This is a genomic window from Mesorhizobium sp. M0195 (genome assembly GCF_040322115.1).
Taxonomy (GTDB): Bacteria; Pseudomonadota; Alphaproteobacteria; order Rhizobiales; family Rhizobiaceae; genus Mesorhizobium.
Window position 1 is genome coordinate 603,109 of record NZ_JAMYSV010000002.1, and the last position, 23,429, is coordinate 626,537.

General features: G+C 61.5%; 26 protein-coding genes. 7 read left to right on the forward strand and 19 right to left on the reverse strand.

Annotated features, from left to right (window positions below):
* Positions 1-80 precede the first annotated feature (80 nt).
* Together NKJ12_RS07775 and NKJ12_RS07780 are read right to left on the reverse strand one after the other, a co-directional pair.
* Complete coding sequence (locus NKJ12_RS07775) at positions 81-740, reverse strand: ThuA domain-containing protein (RefSeq protein ID WP_352701957.1); 660 nt, start codon at positions 738-740, stop codon at positions 81-83.
* Between the two features lie 11 nt (positions 741-751).
* The gene (locus NKJ12_RS07780; protein WP_352701959.1) at positions 752-1,849 is read right to left on the reverse strand and encodes a Gfo/Idh/MocA family protein; all 1,098 of its coding nucleotides are present in this window, start codon (positions 1,847-1,849) and stop codon (positions 752-754) included.
* Positions 1,850-2,115: 266 nt separating this feature from the next.
* Here NKJ12_RS07780 and NKJ12_RS07785 point away from each other — a divergent pair, with 266 nt between their 5' ends.
* Complete coding sequence (locus NKJ12_RS07785) at positions 2,116-3,024, forward strand: dihydrodipicolinate synthase family protein (protein ID WP_352701961.1); 909 nt, start codon at positions 2,116-2,118, stop codon at positions 3,022-3,024.
* Here the strand turns inward: NKJ12_RS07785 and NKJ12_RS07790 are convergent, their stop codons facing one another.
* From NKJ12_RS07790 to NKJ12_RS07815, 6 genes are all read right to left on the reverse strand, one after another.
* The gene (locus NKJ12_RS07790) at positions 3,025-3,423 is read right to left on the reverse strand and encodes a DUF1801 domain-containing protein (RefSeq protein WP_352476064.1); all 399 of its coding nucleotides are present in this window, start codon (positions 3,421-3,423) and stop codon (positions 3,025-3,027) included.
* Between the two features lie 90 nt (positions 3,424-3,513).
* Positions 3,514-3,984 (reverse strand): DUF1801 domain-containing protein, encoded by a 471-nt coding sequence (locus NKJ12_RS07795; protein WP_254818847.1) that lies wholly within the window; start codon positions 3,982-3,984, stop codon positions 3,514-3,516.
* A 4-nt stretch (positions 3,985-3,988) separates the two neighbouring features.
* Complete coding sequence (locus NKJ12_RS07800; RefSeq protein ID WP_352645168.1) at positions 3,989-4,219, reverse strand: hypothetical protein; 231 nt, start codon at positions 4,217-4,219, stop codon at positions 3,989-3,991.
* A gap of 86 nt (positions 4,220-4,305) precedes the next feature.
* A complete protein-coding gene (locus tag NKJ12_RS07805; protein ID WP_352701963.1) occupies positions 4,306-4,698 on the reverse strand; it encodes a VOC family protein in 393 nt (130 codons plus the stop codon).
* Between the two features lie 73 nt (positions 4,699-4,771).
* Complete coding sequence (locus tag NKJ12_RS07810) at positions 4,772-5,182, reverse strand: SRPBCC family protein (protein ID WP_352701965.1); 411 nt, start codon at positions 5,180-5,182, stop codon at positions 4,772-4,774.
* Entirely contained in the window at positions 5,179-5,502 is a 324-nt protein-coding gene (locus NKJ12_RS07815) for an ArsR/SmtB family transcription factor (RefSeq protein WP_023716560.1), read from the reverse strand. The genes NKJ12_RS07810 and NKJ12_RS07815 overlap by 4 nt, the downstream gene beginning before the upstream one ends.
* Positions 5,503-5,695: 193 nt before the next feature.
* Between NKJ12_RS07815 and NKJ12_RS07820 the strand changes: the two genes are divergently transcribed.
* Together NKJ12_RS07820 and NKJ12_RS07825 are read left to right on the forward strand one after the other, a co-directional pair.
* Complete coding sequence (locus tag NKJ12_RS07820; RefSeq protein ID WP_352701967.1) at positions 5,696-5,938, forward strand: type II toxin-antitoxin system Phd/YefM family antitoxin; 243 nt, start codon at positions 5,696-5,698, stop codon at positions 5,936-5,938.
* On the forward strand, positions 5,938-6,363 hold the full coding sequence (locus NKJ12_RS07825; protein ID WP_352701969.1) for a type II toxin-antitoxin system VapC family toxin: 426 nt from the start codon (positions 5,938-5,940) through the stop codon (positions 6,361-6,363). Before NKJ12_RS07820 ends, NKJ12_RS07825 begins: the two co-directional genes overlap by 1 nt.
* 138 nt (positions 6,364-6,501) lie before the next feature.
* Here the strand turns inward: NKJ12_RS07825 and NKJ12_RS07830 are convergent, their stop codons facing one another.
* From NKJ12_RS07830 to NKJ12_RS07875, 10 genes are all read right to left on the reverse strand, one after another.
* Complete coding sequence (locus NKJ12_RS07830) at positions 6,502-6,867, reverse strand: RNA polymerase sigma factor (RefSeq protein WP_352701971.1); 366 nt, start codon at positions 6,865-6,867, stop codon at positions 6,502-6,504.
* Positions 6,868-6,939: 72 nt separating this feature from the next.
* Positions 6,940-7,758 (reverse strand): RNA polymerase sigma factor, encoded by an 819-nt coding sequence (locus NKJ12_RS07835; RefSeq protein WP_352701973.1) that lies wholly within the window; start codon positions 7,756-7,758, stop codon positions 6,940-6,942.
* 85 nt (positions 7,759-7,843) lie between these two features.
* Positions 7,844-8,245, reverse strand: a complete 402-nt coding sequence (locus NKJ12_RS07840) for a YciI family protein (protein ID WP_352475767.1) — start codon at positions 8,243-8,245, stop codon at positions 7,844-7,846.
* A 265-nt stretch (positions 8,246-8,510) separates the two neighbouring features.
* On the reverse strand, positions 8,511-9,293 hold the full coding sequence (locus tag NKJ12_RS07845) for an ABC transporter ATP-binding protein (protein ID WP_352506832.1): 783 nt from the start codon (positions 9,291-9,293) through the stop codon (positions 8,511-8,513).
* A 10-nt stretch (positions 9,294-9,303) separates the two neighbouring features.
* Positions 9,304-10,044, reverse strand: coding sequence for an ABC transporter permease (locus tag NKJ12_RS07850; RefSeq protein WP_352702088.1), 741 nt, complete (start codon positions 10,042-10,044; stop codon positions 9,304-9,306).
* Between the two features lie 154 nt (positions 10,045-10,198).
* Entirely contained in the window at positions 10,199-11,200 is a 1,002-nt protein-coding gene (locus NKJ12_RS07855) for an ABC transporter substrate-binding protein (protein WP_502905696.1), read from the reverse strand.
* 224 nt (positions 11,201-11,424) lie between these two features.
* On the reverse strand, positions 11,425-12,156 hold the full coding sequence (gene hutC, locus NKJ12_RS07860) for a histidine utilization transcriptional repressor HutC (protein WP_352701975.1): 732 nt from the start codon (positions 12,154-12,156) through the stop codon (positions 11,425-11,427).
* Between the two features lie 30 nt (positions 12,157-12,186).
* Positions 12,187-13,209 carry a zinc-dependent alcohol dehydrogenase gene (locus NKJ12_RS07865; RefSeq protein ID WP_352506834.1) on the reverse strand — a complete coding sequence of 341 codons (1,023 nt, stop codon included), beginning with the start codon at positions 13,207-13,209 and terminating at the stop codon, positions 12,187-12,189.
* A gap of 15 nt (positions 13,210-13,224) precedes the next feature.
* Positions 13,225-14,547 carry a histidinol dehydrogenase gene (gene hisD, locus NKJ12_RS07870; RefSeq protein WP_352701977.1) on the reverse strand — a complete coding sequence of 441 codons (1,323 nt, stop codon included), beginning with the start codon at positions 14,545-14,547 and terminating at the stop codon, positions 13,225-13,227.
* An 80-nt stretch (positions 14,548-14,627) separates the two neighbouring features.
* Complete coding sequence (locus NKJ12_RS07875; protein WP_352701978.1) at positions 14,628-15,401, reverse strand: SDR family NAD(P)-dependent oxidoreductase; 774 nt, start codon at positions 15,399-15,401, stop codon at positions 14,628-14,630.
* Positions 15,402-15,599: 198 nt separating this feature from the next.
* On the opposite strand from NKJ12_RS07875, the gene NKJ12_RS07880 reads away from it, so the two are divergent.
* The 4 genes from NKJ12_RS07880 to NKJ12_RS07895 all read left to right on the forward strand — a co-directional run bounded on the left by NKJ12_RS07880 (position 15,600) and on the right by NKJ12_RS07895 (position 22,453).
* Complete coding sequence (locus NKJ12_RS07880; RefSeq protein WP_352701980.1) at positions 15,600-17,660, forward strand: N,N-dimethylformamidase beta subunit family domain-containing protein; 2,061 nt, start codon at positions 15,600-15,602, stop codon at positions 17,658-17,660.
* Positions 17,661-18,799: 1,139 nt separating this feature from the next.
* Positions 18,800-20,014 carry a glycosyltransferase family protein gene (locus NKJ12_RS07885; RefSeq protein ID WP_352645145.1) on the forward strand — a complete coding sequence of 405 codons (1,215 nt, stop codon included), beginning with the start codon at positions 18,800-18,802 and terminating at the stop codon, positions 20,012-20,014.
* A gap of 1 nt (position 20,015) precedes the next feature.
* Complete coding sequence (locus NKJ12_RS07890; protein ID WP_352701983.1) at positions 20,016-21,260, forward strand: glycosyltransferase; 1,245 nt, start codon at positions 20,016-20,018, stop codon at positions 21,258-21,260.
* On the forward strand, positions 21,257-22,453 hold the full coding sequence (locus tag NKJ12_RS07895; RefSeq protein WP_352701985.1) for a glycosyltransferase family protein: 1,197 nt from the start codon (positions 21,257-21,259) through the stop codon (positions 22,451-22,453). Before NKJ12_RS07890 ends, NKJ12_RS07895 begins: the two co-directional genes overlap by 4 nt.
* A 98-nt stretch (positions 22,454-22,551) precedes the next feature.
* On the opposite strand, the gene NKJ12_RS07900 is transcribed toward NKJ12_RS07895, so the two are convergent.
* On the reverse strand, positions 22,552-23,220 hold the full coding sequence (locus NKJ12_RS07900) for a class I SAM-dependent methyltransferase (RefSeq protein ID WP_352702090.1): 669 nt from the start codon (positions 23,218-23,220) through the stop codon (positions 22,552-22,554).
* Between the last annotated feature and the right edge of the window lie 209 nt (positions 23,221-23,429).

Genomic DNA, 23,429 nt, shown 5'->3' on the forward strand with positions numbered 1-23,429 from the left:
GCCGCAGCCCAGTGCTGTGTCCGCGTTCGGGCGGCCGCCCTATAGAGATTACAACGATACGTGGCGTTCAGATTGAACGGCTACGCAAGATCCGGGTTTCGGCTGGCCCAAAGCATGCCGCGCTCGAACATCGTACGCATTTGCGGCACTGCGAACTCGTCGGCGGTGTGGCCGAGTGCGCTGTAGAAGACGCGGCCCTTGCCGTAGCGGCGCTTCCAGACAACCGGCATGACGACGCCGGCGATGAAATCGAGATGCTCGCCGGTGAAAGTAGTCGTCGCCAGCACCTCGTTGGTCGGATCGACATGCATGTAATACTGCTCTGAACGGTACGCGAAGCCGTCGATGCCCTGCATGACCGGATCGTCTGGCATGGTGATATCGACGTGATAGTCGATGATGTTGCCGGGATGGGCGACCCACTGGCCGCCGGTCATGAACTGATATTCCGGCTCGTTGCGGAAGCTGTCGCACATGGTGCCGTGAAAGCCCGCAAGGCCGGTGCCGGCCCCGTCGGCGTTGGTCAGGTTTTGCAGTTCCGGCTTTTCGATCGTCGACATGGTGATCACCGGGACAATGAGATCGAGCTTGCCCAGTTGCGGATCGGCAAGCGCCGAAGTCCCCTGCTCCAGCTGCACGTCGAAGCCGTTGCCGGCCAGCATCTCCTTGACGATGTGGGCGCTACGGGCCGGCGTGTGGCCTTCCCAGCCGCCCCAGAAAATCAGTGCCGTCTTGCTCATCGTGTCATCCCCTATTCCAGAATTCCGAAAGGCAGATCGGCGTGCATTGGCGCCGGCCGCGCGCAGCCATATCTCAGGTCGATACGCCGCCCTGTCTCTGCTGAAGAGATGATCGATTCCATGATTTCCAGGACATGGAGGGAAAGATCGAGGCTGGCGCGGTGTTGCCTGCCCGAGACGATCGCCTGCGCCATGTCGGCGAGGCCGAGGCCCCGGTAATTGCCGTCGCCATAGGAATGGATCTGATCGGCCACCGTCCAGTCGCCCTTGCGCTGGCTGGTCCTGATGTCGCCCTGGAACTGATTGGGATCGGAGACGATCATCGAGCCGGTGGTCCCGTAAAGTTCGATGTGATTGTGTTCATGCTTCCAGACGTCGAAGCTGGTGGTGATCGAAACCGCCGCGCCGTTCTCGAATGCGAGCAGGCCGGAAATATGGGTCGGCACCTCGACCCGGATGGTTTCGCCCTGGCGCGGTCCGGAACCGATGATGCGGGTGGGATAGGATGACTTCGCCTGTCCGGTCACGGATTTTACCGGACCCAGGAGATTGACTAGGCAGGTCAGATAGTACGGTCCCATGTCGAGCATCGGCCCACCGCCGGGCTGATAGTAGAAATCCGGATTGGGATGCCAGAGCTCGTGGCCGGGCACCTGCATGAAGGCAGAGCCGGCGACGATGGTTCCAACCGCATCCTCATCGACCAGGCGCCGCACCGTCTGGTGGGAGCCGCCAAGAAAAGTGTCGGGTGCGCAGCCGACGCGCACGCCCTGTTCGCGCGCGGCCGCGACCAGCCGCTCGGCGTCGCTGAGCGTCGTTGCCAGCGGCTTCTCGGAATAGACGTGCTTGCCTTGCCCGACAGCCTGCAGGCCGACCGGCACATGATGCTGCGGCGTCGTCAGATTGAGCACGATCTCGACGCACGGATCGGCCAACAGCGCGTCGACCGGCATCGCAGCCAGGCCGTAGGCCGCTGCCTTGGCCTCGGCTGCCGCCCGGTTGATGTCGGCGACGCCGATAATGTCGAGCACCGGGAATTGCGGCGATGCCTTCAGATAGGCATCCGAAATGTTGCCGCAGCCGATAATGCCGACACCGATCCTCCGCATGGGCTTCTCCTCAAAAGGCGGCATTGATGAAACAGCAGAACTCGTTTGTCACCCCCCTTTCGGCCCGGACGCGGTTGTCCCGTGACAAGTACACACCCTCGAGAGCCTCAGAACCGCCGCCCGATCACAATCGCGCGCCTATGCGAGAGCCGCTTGCTTTCGAGGTCGAACGGCCGGTACTCAGCAACACTGCTTCCTGTAGCTTGCTCGACATTTTGATGCCGGCTTTGAGCACAGCACAGATTTTCACCCGTAGAAGGACGCACATGATCCGCCCACAAGGAACCATCGCACCGATCCTGACGCCGTTCGAAAACGACGGCTGCATTGCCCGCGACCTCTGGATATCACACGCCAAGTGGGTGCTGGATCAGGGAGCGCATTTCCTGTCGCCGTTCGGCACCACGGGCGAGGCGTTGTCCGTCTCGTTGCGCGAGCGCATGCAGGCGCTGGAGTGGCTGGTCAAGGCCGGCATTTCGCCAAGCCGGCTTATGCCCGGCACCGGTGTCACAGCACTTGCCGAGACTGTCGAGCTGACCGCGCATGCCGTCGGGCTCGGCTGTGCCGGGGTGATGGTGCTGCCGTCGTTCTTCTATACGGCCGCCGGCGACAACGGTCAGGCCCGTTATTATGGCGAGCTGATCGATCGGGTGGCGAACCCGGCGATGAGGATGATCCTCTACCACATCCCGCAAAATTCCGGCGTAGCGGTGAGCCCGGCGCTGACCGCCCGCTTGAGCGAAGCGTTTCCCGATGTCGTGGTGGCTTACAAGGACAGCGCCGGCGACTGGAACAACACCGCGGCGGTCATTGCGGCAGCCCCAAGGGTCGCGGTGTTCCCGAGTTCGGAAGCACAGCTGACGAAAGGCCTCGCCAACGGTGCTGCCGGCTGCATCTCGGCGACAGTCAATCTGAATGCCGCAGCGATCCGGGCCCTCTACGACGCAGTGCTGGCGGGAGAGGACACTACCGACGCGGATGCCGCCATCAGGGCGTTCCGCAAAATCATCCAGGACGCCGGCCTCATCACTGCGATGAAGGCAGTGCTGGCGGTACGGTCCGGCGACAGACGCTGGCTGAATCTGCGCGCGCCGCATGAGAACGCGACGCAAGCCACCGGCGAAGCCGTGCTCGCCGCTCTCGGCCCGCTAGCCGACCATATCGGCCGGAGCTGACTATCGGGCCGTGTTCAGGGCGGCAGCAGCGCGTATCAGCGCCTTGAACGCATTCTCATCTATGTCTTCGCCCTCACGGATATCGATGGCGCGCCTGGTGTTGCCTTCGAGGCTGGAGTTGAACAGGCCGGAAGGGTCCTGCAGCGAGGCGCCCTTTGCGAAGGTCACTTTCACGACGTTCTTGTAGGTCTCGCCAGTGCAGATTATTCCGGCGTGCGACCACACCGGAACGCCTCGCCACTTCCACTCCTCGACCACTTCCGGGTCGGCCTGCTTGATGAGGGCGCGGACATGGGAAAGCGTCTTGCCTCGCCAATCGCCCAGTTCGCTGATCCTCGCATCGATCAGCTGAGAGGGAGAGTTGCCTGCATTTCCTTCCATCGAGTCACTCTTCATCATCATTGTCGCTTTCCCTTGGTTGTTGCCGCTCGCCCGTCACATGAATGCCGCTAGTCGGCACCGGATTTGCCGAGATGACTGGCATTCCACTCACATTCGCTCGCCAGGCAACTGGCTGGCTTGCTTTATCCAGTCGGCGAGTTGAGCTTCGTCGAGCAGGTCGTCCTCGTAGATATCGAGGTAGCGCACGTCCTTGTGCTTGGACTCACCGGGTGGGACGGGACGCAACGACGCGCCGCGGAAGAAAGCCAGCTTGATGTACTTTGTGAAGCAATGGAAGTTGAGGAACCAGCCTTGGCCTTCGACGCCATAGAAGGGCGAGTTCCATTTGACGGCCTTGCGCACGTCAGGGACGTTGCGCACGATGAGCGCGTCGAGGCGACGCCCGACGTCGCGTTTCCAGCCCGGCATGGCCGCGATGTAGGCCTGCACAGGAGCGTCACCATCACCCTTCGGGATCTGCGGGTTGCCGCCTGCGAGGAGGACCGGCTTGGCGGCTGCAGGCTTGGCGGCGGACTTCTTCGCGACCGCCGATGACCTGATGGACGTCTTGTTGGCCATTCGTTCACTCCAATGCGCCGGTGCCCCCCGCGCTGCGCCGCTTGGGCGCGTAAGGCAGCACGAACATGTACAGTCCGGTAAGCAGGAGCAAGCCGAGTGGAAACAGCGGCAAGAGGTATACCCAGTAGGAGGGTTCCTTGCCTACTCCCAGGCTGATGAAGATGGCGGCGACGACCGCCGCAAAGATGATCGACAGCCAGCGGTGGATCTGCCGAACCCATTTGTTCCAATCCATTGAGACCTCCTCTGAAGACGAACCGAGCGGATCGGGCGGCCCGTTTGGCGGCTCCCGCCGGGCAGCCACGCCACTGAATGCATCCCTTACCAGCGCGCCAGCTGTGTGATTTGAACGAGATTGCCGCAGTTGTCGTTCAGCTGGGCTATGATCGAGCCGGTTACTTCGGTTGGCGGCATGGTGAACTTGGCGCCGCGCGCTTTGATGCGCTCGTAGTCCCCCTTGACGTTATCGGTGAAGAACATGACCGCGGGCTGGCCCTGCTGGAAAATGGCTTGCTGGTAGGTCTTTGCAGCGGGGTTGTCATTGAGCGCGAGTTGCAGCTCGGCACCGTCCGGCTCGTCGGGTGATGCGACGGTCAGCCAGCGAAACGGCCCATTGCTGAAATCGGCCTTCTTGGTAAAGCCGAGCGTTTCGGTGTAGAAACCCAGAGCCTTTTCCTGGTCATCCACGTATACTTTGGTCAGCTTGATCTTCATTAGCTTGCCTCCATTATCCTCCGCCATCTGCCGCCCTGTAACAGAGCCCTTGCTTGAATAGCGCAGGCGGATCTCAGTCCGTTCGCGCAAGAACCTGCTCCAGATCGTCAAAGAACCTCGGCCAGCCGACTTTGGCACCCCGGAAGTAAGGCTGCTGATCCGGCCGGAAGCCCGACTGTTCCATACGCAAGCGGGCGCCGGTGCTCGTGGGGGTGATCGTCCAGGAGACGACACTCTTGAGATCCTTGGTATCCCACGTGTAAGTCAGCGTTCTGTTCGGCTCGACCGTCTGGACTTGACATTCGACAGAGCCCCAGGCCGCGTGAAGCTTGAAACGGTGGTCCGCGACAGGTTTGAAGTCGTTTTTCATGAGCCACTCCTCGATCAAGTGTGGTTGCGTGAGCGCGCGCCAGATCTTCTCGGGCGGATAAGCGATTTCCCGTTCGACAATGACGGAGAGCGTTTCGGTCGCTATTTCGTTCACTGGTCCATCCTTTTGAGCAGGTCCTCGAGGTCGTCGAACCGGCTCTGCCAGAACCCGGTCATCTGGCTTGTCCAGTCGATCAGGGGGGCAAGCGCGGCGAGCTGCGCGCTATAATGGGTCTGCCGTCCCGCATGGCGGTCGCGCACCAGCCCCGCCTGCCGCAAAACCCCGAGATGTTTCGACACGGCCGGTTGCGAGATCCCGGCCTGAGCCGTCAGCGCGCCGACTGTCTGCTCTCCCTCGCGACACAGTCGCTCAAAAATAGCGCGCCGAGTCGGATCGGCAAGCGTTCTGAAGAGCACATCGTGAGCGTTTGGCATTGGGATAGATAACCCTTCGGCTATTGATCAATGCATAACCACCGGGATATGTGTGAGTCAAGCGGGAAGCGGCATAATTCTCGTTGCAGGAGCGGTCACTTGCTTCGCTCACGCAGCCAGTTGCTTATTCGCCGTGCACTGGAATTGTCACACGTGATGCGCTATATGACCATCTACATGGTCAGGAGCTGACATGGACGCGGTCAAGCTGGCGGACGCCAAGGCACATCTGAGTGAGCTCATCGACCGGGTCGAGGCTGGAGACTCGATCGACATAACCCGGCGTGGCAAGCCGGTCGCCAGGCTCACGGCCGTGGCCCGCCCTCGCAAACGGATCGACGCCGTCCTGCTCCAATCCCTGACCGCAACCATGCCTCTGCAGGCTCAGGCTGCCGCCGATCTGGTGCGATCGATGCGAGATGGCGATCGCTATTGATGTCCTATCTCGATACTTCGCTGATCGTCGCGGCGCTATCCAGCGAAGCCATGACCGCGCGCGTTCAGGGCTGGCTGGCGGAGCAGGACCCAGCGCAACTTGTGATCAGCGACTGGACCATCACCGAGATGTCCTCCGCCATGGCGATCAAGCTTCGGACCGGACAGATCGACTTGGAGCAGCGCGCGGCTGCGCTCGCGATGTTCAATAAGCTTGTCGCTGAGAGCTTCACCGTGCTGCCGGTGACGGGCGGGCATTTTCAGGTCGCCGCGAAATTCGCCGATCAGCATATGCTCGGGCTTCGTGCTGGCGACGCCCTGCACCTCGCGACGGCATCGGAGCATGGCGCCACAGTGTGGACCCTCGACCAGCGGCTCGCCGAGGCAGGACCGATTCTCGGCGTACCGACGCAGTTGCTGGCATGATCAGGGCCTCTCCTCCAAAATGAATATACCCAAGCTGCGTTGCGAGTTGATCACGCTCATTGAAGGGAGCTGGCCGGGAGCGAACTGGCGGCTTTCGATGTTGCCCTAGCGGCGCGTCGGGCACGCAGAGCGATGCTGTCAACCACAAGCGTCTGCACGGGCGAGGAGAAAGGCCGCTTCGCGCGCGTTGCGGGTGAGCTTGGCCGCAGCCTCGAACTCGGCGCGGGCCTCGGCCAGCCGGCCGGCCCGAAACAGAAAATCGCCCCTCGCCGCCGGCAATGGCGCATAATTGCGCAAGGCGGCGGCGTCGGCAATCTCGTCCACCAGCCGCAGGCCCGCTTCAGGCCCGAAGGCCATGCTGTGGGCGACCGCTCGATTGAGATCGACCACCGGCGAGGGCATCACTGCTCGTAGCCGGTCGTAGAGCGCTGCGATGCGGGGCCAGTCGGTATCGGCCGGACTGCGCGCCCGCGCGTGACAGGCTGCAAGCGCGGCCTGCAACACATAGGGGCCATCGCCCCCGAGAGCTTCGGCACGGGCCAGCGCGTCAAGGCCCCGGCGGATCAGCAGTTGGTCCTAGCGTGCGCGGTTTTGCTCGGTCAGGGTCGAGAGGGCGCCGTCCGGCCCGATGCGTGCGGGCAGGCGCGATGCCTGGATTTCCATCAGAGCCAGCAGACCGAACACCTCGGCATCCTCGGCCATCAGACCCGCCAGCATGCGGCCCAGCCGTTGTGCCTCCAGGCACAGGCCCGGCCGGACAAGGTCGTCGCCGGCCGTGGCAGCATAGCCTTCATTGAAGATGAGGTAGATGACCTCCAGCACCGAGGAAAGACGCACTGCACGCTCGGCACCGCGCGGCACCTCGAAGCTAAGCCCCGCCTTTCCGATCGTCCTCTTCGCGCGGACGATGCGCTGGGCGATCGTCACCTCGCTCGACAGGAAAGCACGGGCGATCTCGTCCGCCGTCAGGCCGCCGATGACACGCAGCGTGAGCGCTGCGCGAGCGTCGGCCGAAAGTATCGGGTGGCAGGCTGTGAAGATGAGGCCCAGCAGCTCGTCGCCAAGATCGTCGTTCATGGCCATTTCGTTTCCCTCGGCCGTACGGTCGCACTCGCCGTCCAGCTCCCGGGCGATCTCCTCATGCTTGCGCTCGCGCATCTTGTCGCGACGGATCGCGTCGATGGCGCGGCGTTTGGCGACCGTCATCAGCCAAGCGCCGGGATTGGCCGGAACGCCGGTCCTGGACCATTCGGAGAGGGCTATGACCAGGGCGTCCTGCACCAGTTCCTCTGCAAGGTCGACATTGCGCACGAGGCGGGCCAGGCCCGCAATGAGCCGGGCCCGTTCAATGCGAAAAATCGCCTCGATCGCCTGGTGCGTCTCGCCTGCGGTCATGCCGCCTTGTCGGCCAAAGCCACAATGGAGGCAAGCAGGTTGCGGCCGACAGGTTCAGTTGCCGCTGCGCTTCTCGCGCGTCCGGTCACGGATTTCCGTGACCTCCGGCGTCAGATTCCCATTGCCAATCAGCCATCTCGTACAGCGGCCGGATTTCGATCTCGCTCGGTCCCGGCATGGGATTGGGGCAGCGCTTCACCCAGGCGACCGCCTCGTCCATGTCCTTGACTTCCCAGAGCCAAAAACCGGCGACCAGTTCGCGGGTCTCGGCGAAAGGCCCGTCGATGACCGTCCGGCGGGGACCATCGAACGCAACGCGCTTGCCCTGCGAGGAGGGCTTGAGGCCGTCGGCGTCGAGCAAGATGCCGGCATTGCGCAGCTCGTCGTTAAATCTGCCCATCGCCTCCATCGCCTCTTTCGCCTCGGGCGTCGGGAGAAAGCCCTTTTCGCTGTCCTCGGTAGCCTTCACGAGCACCATCACACGCATCGTCTGTCTCCTTGTTTGAGCCGGCCTCACCGACCGGCAGCGAAACGACGAACGGAGTTTAGGAAATCGACATTGTCCTGCAGATTTTTTTTCGAGCTTGAAGAGAAAGATGCCGATGGCTGCTCCCCTGGTCAGGGGTCGCGATGGCGCGATATCGAGATTGGGCGCTACGCTGGTCGCGGATTGTAAGTAATTCTACGCTAAAGTCCTCCGCGTCCAGCCGCGTTGGTTCCGCTCTTGGACCCGACACGCATGAGTGGCCTGCCTAAACCATTTCGGGACGTTTAGAAGCCTCGCGGATCGCCTTGTGCACGCGGCGCTGCAAATCCATGAAGGCCGGAGTTTCCATGACCTCTTCCCGGCGCGGGCGCTCGATATCGACATTGAAGGTCTGCATGATGCGTCCCGGCCCGATCCCCATCACGACGATGCGGTCCGACAGGTAGACGGCTTCTTCCACATCATGGGTGACGAAGAGCACGGTGAGCCTGTGCTCCTCCCAGATCTGCGTCAGGAGTTCCTGCATCTGATGCCTGGTCAAGGCATCGAGCGCGCCAAAGGGCTCGTCCATCAGAAGCATTTTGGGTCGATAGGAAAGGGCACGCGCTATGGCCACGCGCTGCTTCATGCCGCCAGAAAGCTCAGATGGATAGCGATTGGCGCTATGAGGGAGCTTGACCAGATCGAGATGCTCGCGCGCTATCCTGCGGCAGGTCGCGCGGTCATGACCCGCGGCCTTGAGCGCGAACTCGATGTTCTGCTGCGCCGTCAGCCAGGGAAGCAGGGTGTAGGACTGAAAGACGACGCCGCGGTCGAGGCCCGGCCGCAGGATCGGCGCACCATCGATAGCAAGATCTCCCGCGTCGAAATCCTGCAGTCCGGCAACGATCGACAGCAGCGTGCTCTTGCCGCAACCCGACGTGCCCACCAGCGAGACGAACTCGTTGTCGGCAAGATCGAGATTGATATCGCGCAGCACTTCCGTGCGCCGTGCGCCCGTGCCGAAGCTTTTGTGGAGGCCTTCGATCCGCAGTTTGGGCAAACTCATCGGCCCGGCCTCATTGCACGTGGCCCTCCTGCCGGAACAGCACTTTTCCCAGTGCCTTCATGACCTGGTCGGTAATGAGGCCAAGCACGCCCAGCAGCAGGATGTAGCCGATGATGGTGTTTGTCTGGAAATAGCGCTGGGACACGGTGATGCGGTAGCCGAGGCCTGATGTCGCCGCGACAAGTTCCGCCAACACCAGCCAGGTCCATGCCCAGCCGAGACTTATGCGCAACGTATCCCAGATGCCTGGCAAGGCGCTGGGAACGACGATGCGCGTCAGGATCTTGCGATCCGGCAGGCCGAGCGTCCTGCCAAGGCCGATGAAATCAGCGGGAACCCGCTTCACATTGTCCATGATCATCAGCACCTGCTGGAAGAAGGTGCCTATGAAGATGATCAGGAATTTCTGGGCATCGCCCGTCCCCGACCACAGGATGGAGAGAGGCACGAAAGCGACCACCGGCATGTAGCGGATGAAATCCACAAGTGGCTCGATCGCCGCTTCCCAGGTTCTGAAGCTGCCGATCAGCACGCCGATCGGAATCGCCAATGCGGAGGCGATGAGAAAGCCAACAGAAATACGGTATATCGAGGTCCTGAGATCCAGCCATAGCATGCCGTCACCCGAGAGCTTGCCGAGCTGGGTCACCACGCTTCCCGGCGACGGCAGGAAAATTGGCTTTACCAGTCCCAGCCCCGTTGCCGCCCACCAGGCGAGGCCGAGGCCGGCAAAGACGGCCACTGCTATCATCAGGAAGCGCGAGCGTGCGATGGGCGCGCCGAACCCGGAGGGTCGGCGCCGGCGCCTCGGGTGTTTTATCGCCGGCCCCGGCGCGGCGGTAGACGGGCTTGGCTCGGTCGCACGCTGCTCGGACATTTGCGTCACCACCGCGAGCCGGCCCTCGTCATTTCGCGGCCTTGACGAATGACGGGTCGATCATCTGTTCCGGCGTCACGTCCGCCTGCAGCAGCCCGGCGTTCTTGGCGGCCGCCTCTACATCCGCAAATGTCTTGGTGGAGAACTCCCCGGTCAGCGCATCCTTGTTTTCGGCGAGAGTATAGTAACGCACGCCATCAAAGGCGGTGTTGAGGTCTTCGACGCTCGACCCGACCGCCTTGGAGATGATCGCCCGGCCGTCGGGCGTGTCGGCGTTGTAGGCCTTCAGGGCCGCATCCCAGGTCTTGATCATGGCAAGCACCTGGCCGGGACGCGACTTGATCACCTCGTCGCGCACCACGAATACGTCACTGATCAGGCCGGGATCTTCGCCCGCGGTGAAGAGCAGCTTGAGGTCTTTGTTCTGCGCTCTTGCCGCGGTCAGATAAGGCTCATAGGTGACTGCGACTGGAACCTGGCCGGCGATCAAGGCGCTGCCGGCATCCGCCGCCGGCATTGGAACTGGCTGGACATCGGCGATCGACATGCCGTTCTTGGCGAGCGCGTATTTGAGCAGGATGTCGCTCGTCGTGCCTTCCTCAAAAGCAACCTGTTTGCCCTTGAGGTCGGCGACGGTGGCGATGTCCTTGCCGGCGATCATGGCGTCTGCCGTCATGCTGACGTCGAGCAGAAGCACGATCTTCACCGGCAGGCCGGCCGCAACCATTCCCATAGCCGTGTGCGTCGCGATGTTGGCGGCATCGAGCTGGCCGCTCGCCAGGGCGGCGTTGATATCCTTGTCCTCCGCGAAGTTCACGATCTGCACGTCGGACAGCCCGCTTGCCTTGAACAGGCCCTTGGCCTCGGCGACGTGCCACTGGCCGTAGCCCAGCCATGGCTCGATGCCGATCTTGAACGTTCCTGCCTCAGGCGTCGCCGGAATTGTCGTGTCGGCCGCGTAGGCCGCCGGGGCAAACCCGACAGCAGCAGCCATAACGAGCGCCCGAAATTGTCCTGCTAGATTACTCATCATCTTGTTCCCCTTGATGATCACGCCGCTTTTTTGAACCAAACTCCGGCCTGGTGAGAATGCCGGCGTCTGCTCTTGCGGCACCGTGCCTCGGCATCTTAGCTGCCCGTTCAACGAAAGTGCGACGACACTTCAACGTTAGCAATAGCGGATGTCAAGGCTAAATACATACATGCATATACAAGTTAGACCCCTCCTTCCGAGTCTGATTCGCTTCACTGCGATCAAGTTTTTTTAGACGGAGAATACCGGCTGCCAAGCGAGTAGCGGCTGCCAACGTAAGTCAGCTTGCTGATCGTGGCAACGACGGCGCCCGTCCATGTCCGGCGATGCAGAAACAGGCAGCAGCTGCCGACATCGATGCCCAGATGCCGCGCCGTCTCGGCATCGGCAGGGGTCGCCGAGATGATGTGCTCGACCTCCGTCACCGGGGTTTTCTGCATGAGGTAGTCGTAGGTTGCTGTCTTGGAAAAGTCCTGCTTGTCATAGTCGGGTATCAGGCCCGGGTTCACGAAACGCTCTTCCAGTTGCACAGGCAGGTCGTTCTCGAAGTTGACGACGATGGAATGATAGACCGGCGCGCGTTTTGCGAACTCGAAGGAAAGCGCGAGCTCCTTTGTCGGCGTGATCTTTTCGAGCACGATAACCTCGGAGCGATGCCTGTTTCCCCGCGCGACAATTTCCGCCGCGATGTTGTTGATCTCGATCAGTGCTGATTGCGGTCGAGGTGGCGCGATGAATGTGCCGACGCCCTGGAGCCGGATCAGAAAACCCGCAGAGGTCAACTCCCGCAAGGCACGATGGACCGTCATACGAGACACGCCGAGTGTCGCCACGAATTCATTTTCGGACGGCAGCTTCCGGTCCTTGCTCCATTGGCCCATTCCGATGTTCGTCAGGATGTAGTCCTTGACCTTCTCGTAAAGAGGGCTGGCGGTATCGGGCAAAGTGATCATTTCAAAATCCTTTCCGGCAACGTTCGGAAATCACACGCGCCCGGAAGACCGCATCCGGATGATTGTTTTCAAACCATCGCCCTGCCCCGCCAACAGCCGCTCATAGGCTGCGGGAACATCATCCAGGCCGATCTCGCGGTCGATCAGTTCGACCATGGGCTCGGTCAATTCGCCGAGCATCCGAATGGCGTCGGGAAGCTCATCGGCAAAGGCGTGGCATCCCAGCAATGCGATTTCGCGTTCAACCAGGATGTTGGGATCGATGTCGAGGCGCCCATGGAATATGCCGACCATCGCAACGGTGCCACCGGCATCGAGAACGCCGAGCAACTGGCTGAGTGCTGCGATGCTGCCGGTCGCTTCGACGGCAGCAAGCAGGGGGGCATCCGCGGTGGCGGCGGCAATGGCGTCCCGGTTCAAGTCGACGATGCTGGCGCCGGTCACCCGCGCCACCCGGGCGCATCGGCCAGGGTTGCGATCGGCGACGAGCACGGTACCTGCGAATGTCCGGGAAAGCAGCAGTGCGGCAAGCCCGCCAATAGTCCCGCAGCCGACCACAAGAACGGAGCCGGCCGTTTTCGGCAGACGCCGCACTGCGTGCAACGCTACAGCCAGCGGCTCGGCCATCGCAGCGACCCGTTCGTCAAGCGCGGCATCGACGACGTGCAGCAGGCGTGCGGGCAGGACCGCCTGTTCGGCAAATCCGCCGTCGCATATCTCGCCGACAAAGCCCAGCGACGTGCAAAGGTGCCGCCTGCCTGCATGGCATTGCGCGCATTCTCCACACCAGAAACGGGAATCGGCGACCACGCGGTCGCCAACAGCGACGATGTCCACGCCCTCGCCGATAGCGATCACCGTGCCTGTCAGCTCATGGCCAGCCGTCGAGGGCGCCCGGCTTATCCATTGGCCCGTGCGAAAGTTGTGAAGATCGGAACCGCAAATGCCTGCGGCATCGACCCTCAGCTTCACCCAGCCTGGCTCGGGAGCGGCTGGCGCGGCGATATCCTCGACGCGCAGGTCGCCGGGTCCATGGAGTCGCGCCGCCCTCATCGTCATCGTTTCCGCTCAGCCGGCGAGATAGCGATCGCGGATCTCCGAAACCGCGTTCTCATGCGAGCTGAACCCTTCGTAGCGGGCGAGCCTGCGGGCATGCAACGCGAGTTCCGGATAGGCCGCCGAGGTCACATAGCCGACCGACGATCTCTTGACGAAATCCGTCACCGAAAGCGGTCCAAAGGTTCGCGCCCACCGGCTGGTCGGCAGCACCGCATTGGGTCCCAGGACGAAGTTAGCGAGGGTCACCGGCGTGTGCGGTCCCATGAGGATCTCGGCGGCTTCTGTGATACGTCCAAGGTGCGCAAATGGCTCCGTTGACAGAATCTCGAGGTGCTCCGGGGCATAATCGTTGATGAAACGGTAGCTGTCCTCCAGCGACTCGGTCAGCACGATGCCGCCGCGCTTTCCAGTCAGCACCGCGCGCGAGAACTCCACACGCTGTTCGCTCATTCGGGACCAGTGTTCCGGTATCGCAATCAACGCGGCTTCGGCGACCTTACGGCTATGCGTCACCAGATAGGCCGACGAATCCGGGCCGTGCTCGGCCTCTATCAACAGGTCAAGAGCGGCCAGGCCGCCGTCGACGCTGTCATCGGCAAAGATGATCGCTTCGGACGGGCCGGCAGGCAGGCCTGTGTTGATGATCGGGGACAACACGCTCTTTGCCGCCACCACCCACGGGCTCCCCGGCCCGACGATCTTCACGGCAGGCTTCACGGTCTCGGTTCCATAGGCGACGGCGGCGACCGCATGGGCGCCGCCGCACTTGTACACGGTCTCCACGCCGGCAATGCGGGCAGCAACCAGCGTCGCGGCGTCGACGGAACCATCCGAAGTCGCAGGCGTCACGATCGCGATCTGGGGAACCCCGGCAATCACCGCCGGAACCGAGGTCATCATCGTCACCGAGGGGAAGGCGCCTTTGCCGCGCGGAACATAAAGCGCAACGGAAGCAATCGGTGTGTATCGGTCACCCGCATAGGCGCCCGGCCGAACTTCCTTGAGCCACATCGTTTCCGGGCGCTGCTCCTCGTGGAAATGCCTTATGTTCTCAATGCCGAACCGGATACTCTCCACGACATCCTTGTCGACCTTGTCGAATGCCGCGTCGAACTCCGCTTCCGAAACTTTCAGCCCACCGTCGGCAACATCGGCTTTGTCGAGTTCGCGCGCAAACCGGAGCAAGGCCGTGTCACCTTCATCCTTGACGGCCTTGATGATTGGACGGACCTTTTCGATGAAGGAAGACAGATCTCCTTCTGCGCGTTTCAGTAAACTGGACCGCTGATCGACACTGAGGGATGACAGGCGGTGGAAGCTGACGTCAGACATGGCGGCTCCTTTTCTTAGGACGCAATTACGGTTAGCGCTTGTCGATCACTTCTGGGACACATCTCCAGCCCCTGAAGCCTTCAAATCGATGCGAGAAAGCCTCCATCCACGGGAATGGACTGGCCGGTTATGTAGGCTGCCGCATCCGAAGCGAGGAACACCGCGATTCCGTGCAGGTCCGGGAGATCACCAAAACGGCGCTGCGGAATCTTGGCGAGCATCGATTGCTGCCATGCCTGGTTGCTGTAGAACACGTCTGTCATCGCTGTCCTGAAATAGCCAGGCGCAATGGCGTTGACCCGGATCCCAAGATCGGCCCACTCCGCCGCAAGCGCCCGCGTCATGCCGAGGAGGCCTGATTTCGACGAGCCGTACGGCACCGCCGTGGGAACCCCAACCTCGGAAGTTAACGAACAGAGATTGATAATGACGCCGGGCCGTCCGGCGTCTCTCATCTGCCGCGCAGCTGCCTGGGCGCAGAAGAAGGCGCCTTTGAGATTCGTATCGACAATCCTGTCCCACAAGGCCTCGTCGACATCGAGTGAAGGCCGGACCTCTTCCGTACCTGCATTGTTGACGAGAATATCGAGACCTCCGAGCAGGCTGCCGGCCTCGGCTGTCGCCGCCCGGCACCGGTCGACGTCAGTGACGTCCAGGGCGACGGCGTGCGCGACCCCGCCGGCGGTGCGGATAGCGGCCATCGTCTTCTCGAGCGAGGCCACGCTGCGCGCCGTGACGGCGACGTCGGCGCCGGCCGCGCTGAGCGCCTCGGCGATGCTGCGCCCGATGCCACGGCTTGCGCCGGTTACAAGCGCCTTCCTGCCTGACAGATCGAAGAGAGATGCGTTGCGCATGTCATCCTCCTTGGTAATGTCGCGCTTGGACCGATCACGTCGAGACTATCCGAATGCAGCTTATCTATACAAGCATGTACATCATGGCTGTAGTGCGCCATGCGAAACTCTGCTTGTCAGAGCGGCAGCGCATTGGCCGACATCGGACCGGTCTACGCGGTTCGCCCCAGCCCATCTGGAGTTCATCGGGAGGGATATATGAAGCGCGCAGTAGACCACGACGCGATGAGCGTGGTTGGCTATACCACCCCCTGGAGTGCCAAAGCAGGCCAGCGGATCAAGCTCAGCCTGTCATGCGATCGGCCGATAAAGGCCACACGAATTTGCCGGCTCGACAAGCCGGCTCCGGAATTTCTCACCTGGGCCATCGAAACAATAGGTGAAGCACGGCGTCGGCATTTCGACCAGGGGTCGTTCCTGTTCGTGCGGCCCGGCGAACTGGCCAAAGTACAAGCCCTCCACGGTATACGTTTTGAGCTGTTCCTCACGCGCAACGAAGGTGCGCGCACGATCCTGGAGGCAGGCGCCGTCGGGCTGCGCCTCCGCGACGGCGCATTAGTCGTGGAAATCGGTGACGAAACCCTTGTCGAGAAGAAGGCGCCAACCGGTGTGTGGCTCACTGTCGAGTTGGATCTGCGGCAGGAACAATCGCGTCTGCGCATCAAATCCCATGATCTTCTCGCGCCTTACGAACTCCGTGAAGGTTTTGGCAGCCCGGCGTGGAACCTCCAAGGGCACGGCATCCATTTCGGCGCAAGTGCCACCAACCACGAACCTACCCTCAACGCGAAATTTGCTGCGATCCGGCTCGACACCCCACAGGGGACTGTTGCCTGGGATTTCCCGACGCTGTTACCAACGCAACCGATCCTGTCGTCGGGCGGAGCAGATCCGCTGCTCCTAGATGTGATCAATCAGCCAGCCTTCTGCGTGACTTCGGCACGCTGGGACGGATCGAGCTTCGAGCCTCGCTTGGTGCCGTCGCACTACGACGCTATCCATTGCCACGACGACGACATCGGCCCGCTTGAGTGGCCGGCATCACACCGCGTGACGATCCCTGAAAACGCACACCCAGGCGTCTACGCGTTCCAGGTCGAATGGGAGGGTGGCGACGAACGCGTGGTGTTCTTCGTCACCTCGTCACAGGTCTCGTCGCCGCTGTTGTATCTCGTGCCGACGGCCACCTATCTCGCTTATGCCGACGAATATCTCCCGGATCATCTTTATGAATGGAAAGGCGACGACCGGGGACATCGCTTCGCGATCGCCAACAATCTGAAATCTCTTTACGACTACCATTCCGACCTTAGCGGTGTTTCCATCTGTTCCTACAAAAAGCCGAAAGTGACGCTCAGGGACGATTACGACTATCCGCTCTGCGGCTGCCCACACAATTTGCCGGTCGATCTGCACTTCCTCCGATTCTGCCACGGAAATGGAATCATGTTTGACGTCCTGACCGATCACGACTTGCACGAATGCGGCATAGACGGTCTGCGTCGACATCAAGCCGTCGTCACCGGCAGTCACCCCGAATATATGTCGATCGAGATGGAGCAGGCGCTGCGGCAGTTTGTGGCCGAAGGCGGCAGCATCGCCTATCTCGGCGGAAACGGCTTCGCTGCCACTGTGGCTTTCAAGGACGACCTGATGGAGCTGCGGCGCTCGCCGCTGGAGGCAGGCCGCACCTGGGAGGGCCCGGTCGCCGAACAGGCGCTGTCGATCACCAACGAACCAGGCGGCTATCTCCGCTCGCGCGGCCGAGGCGAATTCTCGCTGATCGGTGGCGCGATCTCACTGATGGGATTCGAAGGCGCGCGCCCGTTCACGCGCACTGAGGAAAGCCGTGAAGCAGGATTCGCATGGCTGTTCGAAGGCGTTAAAAATGCGACCTTCGGCACGGACGGCATCGTGCTGGGTGGTGCCGCGGGCTACGAAGTGGATGCGACAGATCCAGCCCTCGGCACTTCCGCTGACACCGTCGTGATCGCGCGGGCGACGGGATTTCCGGACAGCTTCTTCCAGGATCCGACGCGCTGGTATGAGGGCGGCGATACGCAACGCATCGCCCGCCGCTGCGCCGAAATGACCCTGCGAAAGCTCGCAGCAGGCGGCTTGATCTTTTCGGCAAGCTCCGTTGCCTGGTGCGGCGCGCTGCCAGCCGCAGGCGCCATGAACGATGTCGGCAGGATCACGCTCAATCTGCTTAACCGCCTCGGCACCACGAAAGGAGAACCCGGCCGAGAAAATCAATAACCTTCGGCGAAGGTACTGACCAGCGGACTGCGGGACCTTGAGGAGCGCGGCGTCCCCGATAGCGGGCGGGCATTTAGAGAGTGGTACTGCGCAGTGACTTGGGCCCTCCAAGAGTCTAAGCAGCCAGCATGCTTCTGACAGCACGAAGGAAAAACCGCCGCATACCCCGCTTTCTTGCCGTCTACACCATGGAGCCCGAAGACCTCGCTCGCTTTCGCAGCCTGCCTAAGCCGAGCAGGATGCGATTGATGCCGTCGGCTTGCAGCAATGGGCGGACTGGGAGGAGAGAAATGCCGCATTTTTTCCCCGATCGCGGCGACTTCAACGCCGTCAAAAAATTACGCTCTTGATTCTAAAGGCTAAAGTCGTCGCAAAAATATTTTGAGGTTTCGCCAACTGTCGGGACCAATCGAGCGGTTTTTGCACCTCGCGACGTTCGATGGCCCGCTCAGGTCGTCTCAAAAAGTACCGTCACCGCCCCAGCTAAGGCATTAGCCAGAGGCCATAGCGATCGACAAGCAACCGCTGTTGCACACACCCCGCTGCGGGCGGTGTGTTGTGAGCGCTGGCATCCACTCGATTCCTGGCGAAATTCAGGCTAGCTTGGGCGATAGATGGCTCAGTTCTGGTCGGTGAATCATAATCAGACCGCCCGTCAAGAGATTGATGGGCAGCACCTTTGGTCTCCCAAGACCGAGAGCGATGGCGCGCGAAACGAGTTCTGCAACAACATGTGCCGTGCGACGCCCGGCGACCCTGTCCTTTCGTATACCGATCAAGCAATTGACTATATGGGCAGGATCGCGGAATCGCTTTCACCGCTCCGAAACCATCGAGTTCGGAGAGACCGGAGCTTATTGGAATCAAGAGGGATGACTTCTGCCGATCTTTTGGACACCGCTTTCCCCTTCGATTCATCCCAAAACAACAACGGGGAGTCTCGGCCCGCTCCCGCCGAGGCGATATTCGCCACTCCATCTAGTTTCGGGCTCAGGCAATCAGAAAGCCCTATCTGACAGGCATTCCACAGAAGTAATGCAAATTCAAAATCGCGGCCTCATGTTTCAAAACCAGGATGGTTTCGAAGCCGGCGGGTCGCTCACGGTCCTCAAAGCGAGAATTCTAAGAGACGTTCAACAATGACCCAGCACGCAGAAAACGCTCGAATTCTCATGTACAGCCACGACACGTTCGGGCTCGGCCACTTGCAGCGCTGCCGAACTATCGCGCATTCGCTGGTCGAGGATTTCCGCGGACTTCAGGTGCTTATCATTTCGGGTGCGACTATCGCTGGCGCCTTCGACTACCGTGCCCGTGTTGACTTCGTGAAGATCCCCAGCGTCATCAAGCTGCGCAACGGCGAATACACCTCGCTGGAAAAGGACATCGATCTGCATGAGACGCTAAGGATGCGCCAGTCGATCATCCGCCACACGGCCGAGACCTTCCGGCCGGATATCTTCATCGTCGACAAGGAACCGCTCGGCCTGCGCGGTGAGATTGAGGACACGCTGTCCTACCTCAAGACGCGGGGCACTACGCTGGTGCTTGGCCTGCGCGAGGTGATGGATGCGCCGCATCTGCTCGAAGCAGAGTGGGCACGCCGGGACGTGATGCGCAAGATAGGCCTGTTCTACGACAAGGTCTGGGCCTATGGCCCGCCGGATTTCTACGATCCGTTGACCGGCTTGGATGTGCCGCCGGCTGTCAGGGCAAAGATGAGGTTCGTCGGTTTCCTGCAACGGAGCCTGCAGCGGAACGAGTTGCCCGGCCATCGGCCCGAGGGCGACTATATCCTCGTTACCACCGGTGGCGGCGGTGACGGCGCCGATCTGATTCACGACGTCATCGATGCCTATCAGCAGGATCCGCAATTGCAGCATAGGGCCCTGATCGTGCTTGGGCCTTACATGCCGGCGCGCAAGCGCAACAAGCTGCTCAAGAAGGGGTCCAAGATCCCCTATATCAGGATCATCGAGTTCGACAACCGCATGGAAGACCTGATTGCCGGCGCCAAGGCGGTAGTGGCGATGGGCGGCTACAACACCTATTGCGAGATACTGTCTTTCGACAAGCCGGCGCTGATCGTGCCGCGCGTCGAGCCCCGAAAGGAACAACTGATCCGCGCACGGCGCGCGGCCGAACTCGGCCTCATCGAGATGCTTTTGCCGGAAGAAGCCGAGGATTCCCGGCGGTTTGCCGACGCACTGAAGGCGCTGCCGGACCGGCCCCGCCCATCGCAGAGCAATCCGCATCTGACGCTGGAAGGGCTGCCTCATATTTCCGAAATCGTCGCGGAACTGCTCGACCGGCGGGCCGGCCATCACCTTTCAGTCATTGAAGGAATGACCTGAGTTGCAACATCGCAAGATCGTCGTGGTTCTGAAGGGTTATCCGCGGCTGTCCGAAACCTTCATCGCGCAGGAACTGCTCGGCCTTGAGCGTGCGGGGTTCGACCTGATACTTGTCGCGCTCAGGCGGCCGACCGACGAAAAACGCCACCCCGTGCATGACGAGATCAAAGCGCCCGTCCATTATCTGCCGGAATATCTGCATGAAGAGCCGCTGCGCGTGTTTCGCTCGCTGTTTGCCTATCTGCTGCGTCCGGGCTTCTGGCGCGCGCTCGGATCGCTGGCTGCCGATATGCCCCGCGACTTTACGCGCAATCGCGCGCGCCGCTTCGGGCAAGCGCTCGTGCTGGCGGCCGAATGGCCGGAAAACGCGGGCTGGCTGCATGCCCATTTCGCGCACACGCCTGCATCGGTGACGCGCTATGCCAGCCAGCTTCGTGGCCTGCCCTGGACCTGCTCGGCCCATGCCAAGGACATCTGGACTTCGGCGGACTGGGATCTGGCCGGCAAGCTTTCCTCGGCGCGCTGGACGGTCACTTGCACGAAAACCGGCTTCGACCGTCTGAAAAAACTCGCTAACGGCAACTCGTGTGTGCATCTGAGCTATCATGGGCTCGACCTTGATCGCTTTGGCAGTTTCGATGAGGCGCGAAAGCAGCATGACGGCTCGGCTCCGGACGAACCGGTTGTCGTTCTGAGTGTCGGGCGCGCCGTTGAAAAGAAAGGTTACGATACGTTGCTGGAGGCCCTTGCCCTGTTGCCCGGCGATTTGGCGTGGCGTTTCGAGCATATCGGCGGCGGCGAAGAACTGGAACGGTTCAAGGCGCTGGCGCAAAAGCTCGGTGTGGATGATCGCGTCTCTTGGAAAGGCGCGCTTGCGCAGGAGGAGGTGCTTGAGCACTACCGCCGCGCCGACATCTTCGCCCTGGCCTGCAGGATCACCGCAAATGGCGACCGCGACGGTCTGCCGAATGTTCTGGTGGAGGCGGCTAGCCAGCGGCTTGCCTGCGTGTCGACCGATATTTCCGGCGTGCCAGAGCTTTTATCGCCGGATGAAACCGGCTTGCTGGTTCCGACGGAAAACCCGATTGCCCTGGCACAGGCGCTGGAACGCCTGATCCGTGATCCCGTGCTCCGCGGCCGCCTCGGCGACGCCGCAGAGCGGCGCGTGCGCGGCAATTTCGATCATATGGCAAGCATTGGACAGCTCAAGGAACTGTTCGAGCGGGAGTGGCGGGCCGCCGAATGAAGCGGCTGCGCGCTTTCTTCTATGTCCAGCACCTGCTCGGCATCGGCCATCTCGCGCGCGCCAGCCGCATTGCAGCGGCTCTGGTCGATGACGGGTTTGACGTAACCGTCGTGACCGGTGGAGCGCCGATCGCCGGGTTTCCGGGACTGGGGGTAAAATCTGTAACCCTGCCACCTGTCACCTCCGGTGATGAAGGATTTTCGGGACTTGTCGACCTGCAAGGCAACCCGATCGACGAGGATTTCAAGAAATGGCGTTCAGAGATGCTGCTGCAGGCATTCCGGGATTGCAGGCCTGATATCGTCATTGTCGAGGCGTTTCCATTTGGACGCCGGCAGATGCGTTTCGAACTCTTGCCGCTGATCGAGGCCATCGACGCGACGTCGCCCAGACCGCTGCTGGCGACGTCCGTCCGCGATATCCTCCAGGAGCGCGTCAAGCCGGGCCGAAACGAGGAAACGGTCGATCTCATCAACAGGCATTTCGACCTTGTTATGGTCCACGGCGATCCGGCTTTCGCAACCATCGACAAGACATTTCCATTGGCTGGGGCGATCAGGGCCGAGGTCACCTACACCGGGCTCGTTGCCGCGCCGCCATCGCCCGCGGCCTCCGAGCGCTTCGACGTTCTGGTGTCGGTTGGCGGCGGGGCTGCCGGAAAGAGCCTTGTCAGCTCCACCATCGCAGCGGCGCGGGATGCGAACAACGCTTGGAAATGGTGTTTGATCACCGGCCCGAACCTGCCGAAAGACGAGTTTGACGCGATCGCAGGCGATGCCACGCCGGGCCTGTCCATCTTCCGGTTCCGCGAGGATTTCGCCAGCCTGCTGACCGGCGCCCGCCTGTCAGTCTCGCAGGCGGGTTACAACACGGTCTGCGATGTACTGCGCGCGGGTTGTCGCTCCCTGCTCGTCCCATTTGCAGCCGGCGGGGAAACCGAACAGACGGTTCGCGCCCTGATGCTCGAAGAACTCGGTCTTGCAACGGTGCTGACGGAAAAGGACCTGACGCCTGAAGGTTTGGCGCAAGCTATCGAACAGGCGCTTGTGGGACGGACGCCATCCGCGCATCGTCTCGATCTGGAAGGCGCGCGTCGCTCGGCGCAAATCCTCCGCGAGCGGTATCGAACATGGTCCCTAAATGTGGGGCCCGGTTTCGGAAAAGTTCATGATCAAACAGACGATAGATCCTAACGCGCGTAGCGTCCGTGAGATTCGTACGACGCGCTTCAAGTCCTGTTTTTATGCGTATCGTTGTCCCAAAACCGCTACGCACTTTTGGGCGAAATGCATTAAACAGTTCCAATCAGCATGAAGCGCGTATAATTTTTTGTCGGCAGTTCGCCGGAGAACCGCACCTCCCGTAGCGCCGCCATTGCCTCGAAGGCTGCAAGCGAAGCCACGCAGTTGATGTGCGTCGGCTCGCTGAAATAATCGTTCGATTGCAGCAGTACATTCGTGCCCGGCGGAAGCAGAGCAAGCCAGGCGCGCAGATCGGCTATGTGTTCGCAGCTCGTATTGACCATCAGGTCGGGCCGCCCGGCCGCATAGTCGAGTGCGTACATATCTGCCGTCAGCGCCCGGAACCGGTCGCCGGCTTCCCGGTTGAGGGTCCGGGCGACCGGCGCGACTTCAGGATCGATGTCGATGCTATCGATCGCCGCGATGTCGAAGCGGGCATCGTTGAAAAGCATTGCCGGTAATACGCCGTACCATCCACCCAGAACCCATATGCGCCCGAAGCGGCCGCCGCCGCTTTCGAACAGCCTGTCGAGCGCCCACATCTTGCAGGCGACCTGCTTGTGGTTGAAGGCGTTGGCAATATCGGCCTTCGGATGCTTGGCGATGACGCGCGCCAGCCCTGCCACGAGAGGGCAGTTGACATAAGCAGCAATTCCCCGTGTGAGGTCCAAGGCTTGCTCATGCCAGTCCATGGCATTGCGTGGTTGCGTGACATCCATCATAATTCGTCTTGTATGTTGGGATTCTGGGCGACACAACGCAATCTTGCCTCCCGCAAGACTGTTTGATTCCGCGGACGTGATCATGCTGCAAGCCGCTTGGCTATTGCCCGGTGCCGGAGAGAGCCTATTGCATCTGTCCGGATCATCGGCGTCCATCCGCCAGCACCAGCCGCGCAGCTGCGGCCTCGTGCTGCTCAGCTGTTCGC

Excerpts from the sequence above, each read along its gene's own strand:
- NKJ12_RS07775 (WP_352701957.1), bottom strand. The coding sequence starts at position 740 with ATGAGCAAGACGGCACTGATTTTCTGGGGCGGCTGGGAAGGCCACACG.
- NKJ12_RS07780 (WP_352701959.1), bottom strand. The coding sequence starts at position 1,849 with ATGCGGAGGATCGGTGTCGGCATTATCGGCTGCGGCAACATTTCGGAT.
- NKJ12_RS07785 (WP_352701961.1), top strand. The coding sequence starts at position 2,116 with ATGATCCGCCCACAAGGAACCATCGCACCGATCCTGACGCCGTTCGAA.
- NKJ12_RS07790 (WP_352476064.1), bottom strand. The coding sequence starts at position 3,423 with ATGATGAAGAGTGACTCGATGGAAGGAAATGCAGGCAACTCTCCCTCT.
- NKJ12_RS07795 (WP_254818847.1), bottom strand. The coding sequence starts at position 3,984 with ATGGCCAACAAGACGTCCATCAGGTCATCGGCGGTCGCGAAGAAGTCC.
- NKJ12_RS07800 (WP_352645168.1), bottom strand. The coding sequence starts at position 4,219 with ATGGATTGGAACAAATGGGTTCGGCAGATCCACCGCTGGCTGTCGATC.
- NKJ12_RS07805 (WP_352701963.1), bottom strand. The coding sequence starts at position 4,698 with ATGAAGATCAAGCTGACCAAAGTATACGTGGATGACCAGGAAAAGGCT.
- NKJ12_RS07815 (WP_023716560.1), bottom strand. The coding sequence starts at position 5,502 with ATGCCAAACGCTCACGATGTGCTCTTCAGAACGCTTGCCGATCCGACT.
- NKJ12_RS07820 (WP_352701967.1), top strand. The coding sequence starts at position 5,696 with ATGGACGCGGTCAAGCTGGCGGACGCCAAGGCACATCTGAGTGAGCTC.
- NKJ12_RS07825 (WP_352701969.1), top strand. The coding sequence starts at position 5,938 with ATGTCCTATCTCGATACTTCGCTGATCGTCGCGGCGCTATCCAGCGAA.
- NKJ12_RS07835 (WP_352701973.1), bottom strand. The coding sequence starts at position 7,758 with ATGACCGCAGGCGAGACGCACCAGGCGATCGAGGCGATTTTTCGCATT.
- NKJ12_RS07840 (WP_352475767.1), bottom strand. The coding sequence starts at position 8,245 with ATGCGTGTGATGGTGCTCGTGAAGGCTACCGAGGACAGCGAAAAGGGC.
- NKJ12_RS07845 (WP_352506832.1), bottom strand. The coding sequence starts at position 9,293 with ATGAGTTTGCCCAAACTGCGGATCGAAGGCCTCCACAAAAGCTTCGGC.
- NKJ12_RS07850 (WP_352702088.1), bottom strand. The coding sequence starts at position 10,044 with ATGATAGCAGTGGCCGTCTTTGCCGGCCTCGGCCTCGCCTGGTGGGCG.
- NKJ12_RS07855 (WP_502905696.1), bottom strand. The coding sequence starts at position 11,200 with ATGAGTAATCTAGCAGGACAATTTCGGGCGCTCGTTATGGCTGCTGCT.
- hutC (WP_352701975.1), bottom strand. The coding sequence starts at position 12,156 with ATGATCACTTTGCCCGATACCGCCAGCCCTCTTTACGAGAAGGTCAAG.
- NKJ12_RS07865 (WP_352506834.1), bottom strand. The coding sequence starts at position 13,209 with ATGAGGGCGGCGCGACTCCATGGACCCGGCGACCTGCGCGTCGAGGAT.
- hisD (WP_352701977.1), bottom strand. The coding sequence starts at position 14,547 with ATGTCTGACGTCAGCTTCCACCGCCTGTCATCCCTCAGTGTCGATCAG.
- NKJ12_RS07875 (WP_352701978.1), bottom strand. The coding sequence starts at position 15,401 with ATGCGCAACGCATCTCTCTTCGATCTGTCAGGCAGGAAGGCGCTTGTA.
- NKJ12_RS07880 (WP_352701980.1), top strand. The coding sequence starts at position 15,600 with ATGAAGCGCGCAGTAGACCACGACGCGATGAGCGTGGTTGGCTATACC.
- NKJ12_RS07885 (WP_352645145.1), top strand. The coding sequence starts at position 18,800 with ATGACCCAGCACGCAGAAAACGCTCGAATTCTCATGTACAGCCACGAC.
- NKJ12_RS07895 (WP_352701985.1), top strand. The coding sequence starts at position 21,257 with ATGAAGCGGCTGCGCGCTTTCTTCTATGTCCAGCACCTGCTCGGCATC.
- NKJ12_RS07900 (WP_352702090.1), bottom strand. The coding sequence starts at position 23,220 with ATGGATGTCACGCAACCACGCAATGCCATGGACTGGCATGAGCAAGCC.